An 8,086-nucleotide genomic window follows, 5' to 3' on the forward strand; every position below is an offset into this window, starting at 1 on the left:
GTCGAGGTCGAAGACGGGTTTACATTCTTCATCCGTCGCGGAGAATAGGTTCACAGTTCAGCATATCCGAGCAGCAGGGATGGAACTGAACTACCCCTGAATACTGCTTGATTTTCTAAGGAGATAACTATGAGCGAATCCGGTTCGAAGAAAAAAGGAAGTCTGCGCGAACTGTACGATATCTTCTTTTCTAAATCATGGCCTATGTGGGTGGGTGGAATCCTGCTGGGCGTAGGAAACATCTGTCTTTTCATAGTTCTGAAGCCCTGGGGCGCTTCAGGTGGAGTTAAAAACTGGGGTGACAACTTATTCAACCTGATGGGTGGGGAATTCGCCAACATGGGGGCGATTAGTCTATTCCCTTACTCTGTTCTGTGCATCCTGCTGATAATGGGTGCGTTTGCTGGAGCCCTCTTTTCCAAGCAGTTCGCCCTCAGATTTCCTCCTTTAGGCGAGCTTTTCAAGGGTCTTATAGGAGGCCTCCTGATGGGGCTTGGAGCCGTACTTGGTGTATCCTGTACCATAGGCGGGTTTTTCAGCGGCTGGCCTGCACTTTCACTTGGTGCGGTCGTTTTCACAGTAGGGCTCGTAATCGGCACATGGATTGCCGTTAAATACCTGCTCTTCGAAATTAACAGATTTCCGAAGTTAAGCAGCGGAAAAACCTCTTCGTTCCTGTCCGCTGGCAAGAACAGGGGATCCTGGCAGCCGTTCGCCGGAGCGGTAGTTGTATTGATAGGTTTGATAATAGCCTTCAGATACACCGGTACCAGCAGTGTACTCGCATGGTACGCAGCCATTGGTCTTTTCTTCGGCATGGTCTGTCAGCGGTCACGCTTCTGTGTCGTCAGAGCGCTTCGTGAGCCGTTCATGTCCGGAAGCTCTACTCCCGCAGTCGCAGTAATGGTGGGTATTCTGGTCTCTATGTTCGGTTTTGTCGTAATCAAGTTCATGGGCGTCAGGGGCGATATGATATGGGTATGGCCGCACTTCTGGGTGCCTGCCATCGTCGGAGGAACTATCTTCGGGTTTGGAATGACAATAGCCGGAGGGTGTACCGTTGGTTCTCTATGGCGCGCCGGTGAGGGTCATGTCAAACTCTGGGCTTCCATTGCCGGTATGATTGTTGCAATGCCACTTACGGCGAAGTTCATTAAACCCGCTTTCTTCGACGCTCTTCCCGAAAGCCTGAAGCAGCAGTTTTTCCTGCCGGAGAAGATTGGCTATGGAGCAGCAGTTGGTGTATTCCTGGCAATCATGCTTCTCTGGTACCTTTTTGTGAAATGGAACGAGCGGACAGGTAAGTTCTCCGCTTACTAGTAGAGGAAACATCCTGATCCGACCGAGCTGATCAGAACAGGGGCGGGATCTCTCCCGCCCCATTTCTCATTTATGGGCAGGGCTTGCATTCGATCATTAATATCGTAATCATGGTAGTATGTTTGTATTGATGCGGGCTAGGACCGAATGAGAGGATTCAGGTAACTTTTCTCTTGAATATCTTAACAAGAAACGTTGAATTGACTATGGGAGAGGCATTTCTTGAATACCTTAATGCATTGAACTCACCCCGAGATCTTGTCGACAGCGTGTTAATAGGTTTTACGGAGAGGTTATCTGATTATCATAGTTTCATTCGAAATATGGACAGGGATGTAGATCCGATGTCATACGATATAGGAAAAAAACTAAGAGCTCTTGGCGCTCCAATGGAATCCTATAAAATAATGAAAGCGGATGCGCATCATTACGAATACAGAGGTAATGAAAAAATGTTCTGGCTGCAGATGTATCTTGCGGGAGCATTTGCCAATCTGGGATACCCGACAGAAAGCATTGAAAAGGAAGCGGCATGTTACTGTGAAAAATTGAAAAGTGAAAAGAAAAACCTGCTGTTCTTACCTTTATTTCTTAACAATTACGCGGGAATACTTCATATCTATCGTGAGAATTATGCCGATGCGAATTACGTTTATCGGGAAGCTGTCTCTGAAATAAGAAAAGTTAACCCTGAGCAGTTTGAAAGCGCAACTGAAAGGAAATACCTCTGGGCAACCAAAATGATATCTAATAACTATATAGATTCATTGCTCGTTACAGAAAGGACGATAAAGGAAGAAGAGGAATTGGAACGGGTATTAAGTATTGCGGAAGAAAAAATGGAAGAAACCGAATCAGAACCAGCCAGATGTCTTACGCTGCTGAATAAAGCCGAAGCAAGAGCAAGGAGAGGTAGGCCTGAAGAGGCTGATGAAATTCTTGAGGGAATAATCAGAGATGTAAGCGAGAATACCAGAGGATTGGTAGAACCGGGTTATCATCGGATAAAAGCTCTTGTACTGGCGAATAAGGGAAACTCGGAGAAGAGTATTGAATTGATGATCCGTTCTCTGGATGATGCGGGATACTACGGGAATACGCTTTCGGAAACGCTGACGATGAGAGATGGACTTCACGTTTATAACATTCTCGCAAGCAAAAAAGGGAAGAAAGACCTCCACATTTTTTTCAGGGAAAAGGGGCTGTTTGAATATCTGTTGAAAGTTCTGAGAATAAAGGACTGGTACCTTGGCAGCGAACATACGGAGAACGTTAAAAAGACGGCTGTTGGAATAGCGGAAGTGCTGTCATTGAATCATGACGAAATCAAACTTATAGGGACATCCGCCCAGCTGCACGATATTGGCAAATGCGCAATTCCCTGGTACTCGCTGAATAAAATTGCCCCGTTGGACGATCTTGATTGGGAGGTAATCAAGATTCATCCTGCTGAGGGGGCAAGGATGCTCAGAAAACTTGATCTGGAAAAAGAAGCGGAGATTGCCGAGGACCATCACGAGAGAATAGATGGTAGTGGTTATCCGGAAGGTAAGAAGAACATCAGTCTGGAAACGGAAATAGTAGCAATAAGTGATACTTACAGTGCGGCGATTACACCAAATAGAAGGTACAGAATTCCTAAAATGCCCATGGACGTTCTATACGAGCTAAAAAAAGGAAAAATAGGCAAATTCTCATCAAGGGTTATCATCTCTCTTGAGAAATATGTTGGTGAGAGGAAATGAAGTGATTAAGACCCCGGAAGGAGATGGTCTGGAATGATGTTGATGATATTGATTCTTACGGCAAATGCACCGGATACACTGTGGGCCAACGTTACAAGCGGCGGTGTTTATTCAACGGTTGAAATAGGCGACCTGAACGGAGACGGTGTTCCTGATGTTGTCAGCGGTGTGAATTTCTGGGATGATGAGCCTACTCTGTGGTGCCTTTCGGGTGCTGACGGGAATACACTCTGGAGCAGCGATCAGTACAACGGGATTTATCAGGATGAGGGGCTTGCGGGAGTACCGGATATGAACGGTGACGGTTACGGAGATATTCTGATGGTAACACCTGGCGGTTACGCTCCTCCGGGCAGATGCATGATACTGGTTTCGGGGATAGACGGCTCAATGATATGGCAGTGGAGCGCATACGAGAACATTCCCTCCGGAGCCGGGTGGGGTTACAGCTGCTGTCTGATGGAAGATCAGACCGCGGACGGTTTGCCGGAGTTCCTCGGAGGGTTCGGTTCAACCGGATCTTTGAACACTTCTGTGGCAGCTTGCCTGAACGGAGCTTCAGGGGATACCCTCTGGACCAGAACAGCAGCGGACGCAGTTGAAGATGTGCTTGCAGTACCCGATGTAACGGGAGATGGGGTACAGGAGGTTTACCTTGGAATAGGAGGAAACTCCTATACTGACTATACGCTTGAATTGCTTGATGGGTCCGACGGATCTCTTATCTGGAGCAGGAACGGCGGAGGGGACGTAATGTGCGTGTCGGCCGTTGACCGCGGGACTACTGTTCCCTGGCTTGTCAGCAGCTCCTTCAGCGGGGAAGTTCAGTGCTACAGCCTCGGTGGCGATTCTCTCTGGGCAAGGGATATCGGCGGAATGCTTCTTGATGTTGAGGCGGGGCCTGATCTCGATGGAGATGGAATAGCCGAAATCGCTGTAGCGGGAGACAACTCCGGAACTGTGTGTCTTGATGGAGCCACCGGAACAACTCTCTGGAGCTATCCCACAGGCTCGAATACCTGGAGCATAGCCTGGGCTGATTCGGTTTATGCAGGTGGTTCATGGGTTCCGTGCGTTGTCGCTGGAAGCGTTAATGGAAGAAGGATAACACTTGTCAACGCGTTCACGGGGGATCTTATCTGGGAGCAGCCGTTCACGGAGAGGGTGTACAATGTAAGCACTATGTACATGGAGACCGTTTCTCCTTCACCTGTAATACTTACAGGTCTGCAGGATCAGCAGAGCCAGCCTTACCATGCCTGGGCGTTTCTATCCTCAGACGGTACATCATGCGGAGAGCATCCGGACGAAGTTATTATAGGAAACACAGTTCTGCGAAATCCGTCTGAAGGCATTATGATACTTACTCCGCCTGACGGTGAATGGAACTGCGGAATTTACGACATTTCCGGGCGGCTTGTCTGGTCTGGAAAACTCAACGGTGAGGAAACCGTTGACGTTTCATCATGGAATTCGGGATGCTTCCTGGTGGTGCTGTCAGATGAAGAAGCTGAACTGAGACAGACAGTAACTATTCTTAACTGAACGGTTGAATTGAGGTTATTCTGCCTGAGACGGTTGTTCTTGTTGAAGACCTGAGAAAAAGTTACGGCGAGGTGCGTGCTGTGGACGGAATCTCACTTGAAGTATCAAAGGGTGAGATATTCGGTATTGTGGGGCCCAACGGAGCCGGCAAAACCACAACCATGGATTGCATCGTAAGCATGCGCAGGCCCGATTCTGGTGTCATCAGCGTACTGGGCCTTAACCCCCTCGGTCAGCGGAAGACCCTCCTTGAGAAGGTGGGAATCCAGCAGCAGGAATCCGAACTTCCAGACAGAATGAAGGTCAGGGAAGCCATGGAACTGTTCTCATGCTTTTACAAAAACCCCATGGAAACCGGCGGAATTCTCTCAAAACTTGGGTTGTCGGACAAAGCAGAATCGTACTTTTCAGCCCTGTCCGGCGGTCAGAAAAAGAGACTTTTCGTGGCCCTTTCCCTGGTTGGTGATCCGGAAATCGTATTCTTCGATGAATTGACAAGCGGCCTTGATCCCCGGTCAAGACGTTCTATGTGGGATCTTGTCAGGGGATTGAAGGATGACGGTAAAACGGTTTTTCTATCCACTCATTATATGGATGAGGCTGAAAAGCTCTGTGACCGCGTTGCTATTGTCGATAGAGGCAGAATCGTGGCTCTGGATACTCCAGATTCGCTTGTCAGATCCCATGCCTTTGCCCTCAATGTAGTAATGGGTATTCCCAGCGACTTCAGAGAGAACGATCTGGAGTCCATCCCCGGAGTGCTTGAGGTTTCCAGGGAGGGCGCGCATGTTACCGCGCGTGTACAGGACAGTTTAGCGGTTGTTGAAATCGTGAAATTGCTCGTTGACAGGAAGATCGAGCTTGGAAATTTCCATACTGAAAAATCTACACTGGAAGATGTTTTTCTGAAGCTTACCGGAAAAGAGATAAGGAACTGATATGCTGCAGCGGTATTTCAGACTGACCCGGGCGGAGTTTATTCTTTACCTTAGAGAACCCTCAGGTTTCTTCTTTACATTGATCTTCCCGCTGCTGCTCATGATGCTTTTCGGAAGTATCTGGGGTAATGAGCCCTTTCCAGGGGAGAACTTTGGATACATAGATTTCGCTGTTCCAGCTTTCATAGGGATGGTGATCTTAACCACCGGTATCTCGGGTCTTACAACGAGCATAGCAGCCTATCGGGAGAAGGGAATTCTCAGGAGGTTCAAAGCAGCTCCGATTTCTCCACTTCTGGTTCTGACAGCGGAGTTATCGTCACTTTTCATAATTACGGTTATGGGGATGCTCCTTCTTCTTGCAGCCGGAGTGATTGTCTTCGGAATGCATTTCTACGGCAGTATTCCCGAAGTGCTTTTCGCGTTCGTTCTTTCCACACTCAGTATATCCGCACTGGGATTCATTCCGGCCAGCCTGGCGCCCTCTGCCCGAAGCGGCATGATAATCTCCAACGTCATGTATTTTCCAATGCTGTTTCTTTCCGGAGCCGCCCTTCCAAGAGAAATGCTTCCGCCTTTTCTGAAAACCTTCTCGCAGATTCTTCCCCTCACTCATGTAATAGAACTGCTGCAGGGTCTATGGCTCGGTGGACACCTGTGGGATTATCCCGTTCAGATAGCTGTTCTGTGCGGCGTCACGGTTGTCGGCTTCATGATTGCCGCAAAATTCTTCAGGTGGGAGTAAGCACCGATCCGTTGTTTCAGCTGCAGAGGAGGAGTAAGTTTTACAGTTCCTTCGATACAATTCATGAATTTATGTAATGAGCAGTAGATACTTGGAATTGCCTCGTATATAGCTATTCCCTGTTTTCGATGAATTCGATATCTGCTAAATCCCTGTGTCGACCGGAAGCTCTTTTGTTTACTAATAAATCCGTTTTGGATATCGTGCTGATATCGATACCATCAATTCTTACGATGTTTCTGCGCTTATAGCATTCGTTGAATCTGATTCCGTCTGCTTCATTAATTATATCAATCTGGACTGGTGATCTTCCCATTCGAAACACATTGCCTTTCTCCTGGAAAACTTTGTTTTCAACAGTTGGTGCTCCAAACGCAAGAAGCGTCTGCTGCAATTTTCTGATGTTCTCGTCGTCTGTTGCTATCAGGAAGTCAATATCCTTTGTTGCTCGTGGATTTCCATAAAGACCAACAGCCCAACCACCTAAAAGCAGGTAATGAACTTCATGATCGTTTAAAAACTGTATAAACTCTTTGAAGTCTTCCGGTAGTTGCTTCAGACCCATAAAAGCATTCCCTCAGGTATGTGATTGTTTCAAACTTTTCAGATGCGGTGCTCTTCGACCAATATCGTATATTCTTTTCTTTCAGTTCTTTAGAAGTTCCTATGCTGATATCTCTTCTATCTATTCTTGCATGCATAAATGACCTTTGTTTCTTACGTAGTTAAGCAATAGGAATCGTGATTTCAAAACACTCCGGGAAATTATCCTGAACAGCGTATTTGTCCAATAAAGCTTCCGATTCCTGCCTGAAATAGACCATACTTTCCGAATACACCCCACGTCAACAACCTGAATTCAACTCGTAAGTGCAACAGAATTGGTTAGGCGGAAACCTTTGGGAGTAAGCACCGATACTTGACATTCCGAATAGTGTACATATGTTTACCTGTAGAGTGTGATCAAACAGGAGGCATACATGAAACGTGAAATCAGAAAACGCATAGATCGTTACAGAAATCTCTGGACAAAAATGAAGGATTACCGATCCGTCGTTTCAACTGAAGGAAAAAGCAATGCTTTTACCGCCAGACACCACCTCTTTTCGAAGTCGGAAGTACTCGATAAAAGCTGGTTCAGCGAATACACCGATGAAATGTACGATTCCACCCTTGACTGTCTTGCATGTTACAGGTGGTACATAATCCCGGAAAGACTCCGCGAGGCATCAGGATTACAGAAAGAAACCAATCTCGAAGCTCTTCTTGACAGTGCCGGTTATTCAACATCACTTATAGCGGAAGAACTCTTTTCCATGATAGATGCGTGCCTTGAATCGGGCAGATGCAGTGAAGAAGACCTTAAAAGAATCCGTCTCGCCTACAACGGATTATCAGGATTCTATGATATCTTCACGAAGTCCTATCTTCAGAATCCGATGTGTGAAGGCAGTTATTCAGCCTGAACGTTGCAGCCACCTCAAAAATGGCAAGGCTTTACTTTCCCGGACTGCAAGTGCTTTTTCGGCTTTGCGTTTCATGTCGGGAATCCAGCGAGTGTAACGACATTCTTTTTCTTTATTCAATTTCGAGGAACACGGTGGGATCATCCAGTTTCTCGACTCTTCCGATAATTGTCGTTTCAGTATCACCATGATCTTTGAGAGCGTTCACAAGTGCTTCGACCTGATCCGGTCTTACAGTCGCAAGCAATCCGCCCGAGGTCTGCGCTTCGGCGAAAAGTATGAAATATCTCTTATCCAGGTTTTCCGGCATCTTCAGATGTGGTTCAA

The 8,086-nt window shown here is 47.1% G+C and carries 8 protein-coding genes; 6 read left to right on the forward strand and 2 right to left on the reverse strand.

The features are described from left to right. Positions 1 to 129: 129 nt before the first annotated feature. The 5 genes from K8S15_03620 to K8S15_03640 all read left to right on the forward strand — a co-directional run bounded on the left by K8S15_03620 (position 130) and on the right by K8S15_03640 (position 6,293). The gene (locus K8S15_03620) at positions 130 to 1,320 is read left to right on the forward strand and encodes a YeeE/YedE family protein (protein MCD4775123.1); all 1,191 of its coding nucleotides are present in this window, start codon (positions 130 to 132) and stop codon (positions 1,318 to 1,320) included. 173 nt (positions 1,321 to 1,493) lie between these two features. Next, a complete protein-coding gene (locus tag K8S15_03625; GenBank protein MCD4775124.1) occupies positions 1,494 to 3,065 on the forward strand; it encodes an HD domain-containing protein in 1,572 nt (523 codons plus the stop codon). A gap of 33 nt (positions 3,066 to 3,098) precedes the next feature. Further along, positions 3,099 to 4,610 carry a PQQ-binding-like beta-propeller repeat protein gene (locus K8S15_03630; GenBank protein MCD4775125.1) on the forward strand — a complete coding sequence of 504 codons (1,512 nt, stop codon included), beginning with the start codon at positions 3,099 to 3,101 and terminating at the stop codon, positions 4,608 to 4,610. Positions 4,611 to 4,690: 80 nt separating this feature from the next. After that, positions 4,691 to 5,548: an ABC transporter ATP-binding protein gene (locus tag K8S15_03635; GenBank protein MCD4775126.1), complete on the forward strand. Its 858-nt coding sequence runs from the start codon at positions 4,691 to 4,693 to the stop codon at positions 5,546 to 5,548. A gap of 1 nt (position 5,549) precedes the next feature. Next, positions 5,550 to 6,293, forward strand: a complete 744-nt coding sequence (locus K8S15_03640; protein ID MCD4775127.1) for an ABC transporter permease — start codon at positions 5,550 to 5,552, stop codon at positions 6,291 to 6,293. Between the two features lie 112 nt (positions 6,294 to 6,405). On the opposite strand, the gene K8S15_03645 is transcribed toward K8S15_03640, so the two are convergent. Then, a complete protein-coding gene (locus tag K8S15_03645; protein ID MCD4775128.1) occupies positions 6,406 to 6,858 on the reverse strand; it encodes a nucleotidyltransferase family protein in 453 nt (150 codons plus the stop codon). A gap of 415 nt (positions 6,859 to 7,273) precedes the next feature. On the opposite strand from K8S15_03645, the gene K8S15_03650 reads away from it, so the two are divergent. Beyond that, on the forward strand, positions 7,274 to 7,759 hold the full coding sequence (locus K8S15_03650; GenBank protein MCD4775129.1) for a hypothetical protein: 486 nt from the start codon (positions 7,274 to 7,276) through the stop codon (positions 7,757 to 7,759). Between the two features lie 112 nt (positions 7,760 to 7,871). Here the strand turns inward: K8S15_03650 and K8S15_03655 are convergent. Continuing rightward, positions 7,872 to 8,086 (reverse strand): hypothetical protein (locus tag K8S15_03655; protein ID MCD4775130.1); only part of this gene is annotated, 215 nt, incomplete at its 5' end.

This window comes from Candidatus Aegiribacteria sp. (assembly GCA_021108005.1).
Lineage (GTDB): Bacteria > Fermentibacterota > Fermentibacteria > Fermentibacterales > JCC-6 > Aegiribacteria.

Coding starts and splice junctions, on each gene's coding strand:
- K8S15_03630 (MCD4775125.1), top strand. CDS start 3,099: ATGATGTTGATGATATTGATTCTTACGGCAAATGCACCGGATACACTG.
- K8S15_03620 (MCD4775123.1), top strand. CDS start 130: ATGAGCGAATCCGGTTCGAAGAAAAAAGGAAGTCTGCGCGAACTGTAC.
- K8S15_03645 (MCD4775128.1), bottom strand. CDS start 6,858: ATGGGTCTGAAGCAACTACCGGAAGACTTCAAAGAGTTTATACAGTTT.
- K8S15_03640 (MCD4775127.1), top strand. CDS start 5,550: ATGCTGCAGCGGTATTTCAGACTGACCCGGGCGGAGTTTATTCTTTAC.
- K8S15_03650 (MCD4775129.1), top strand. CDS start 7,274: ATGAAACGTGAAATCAGAAAACGCATAGATCGTTACAGAAATCTCTGG.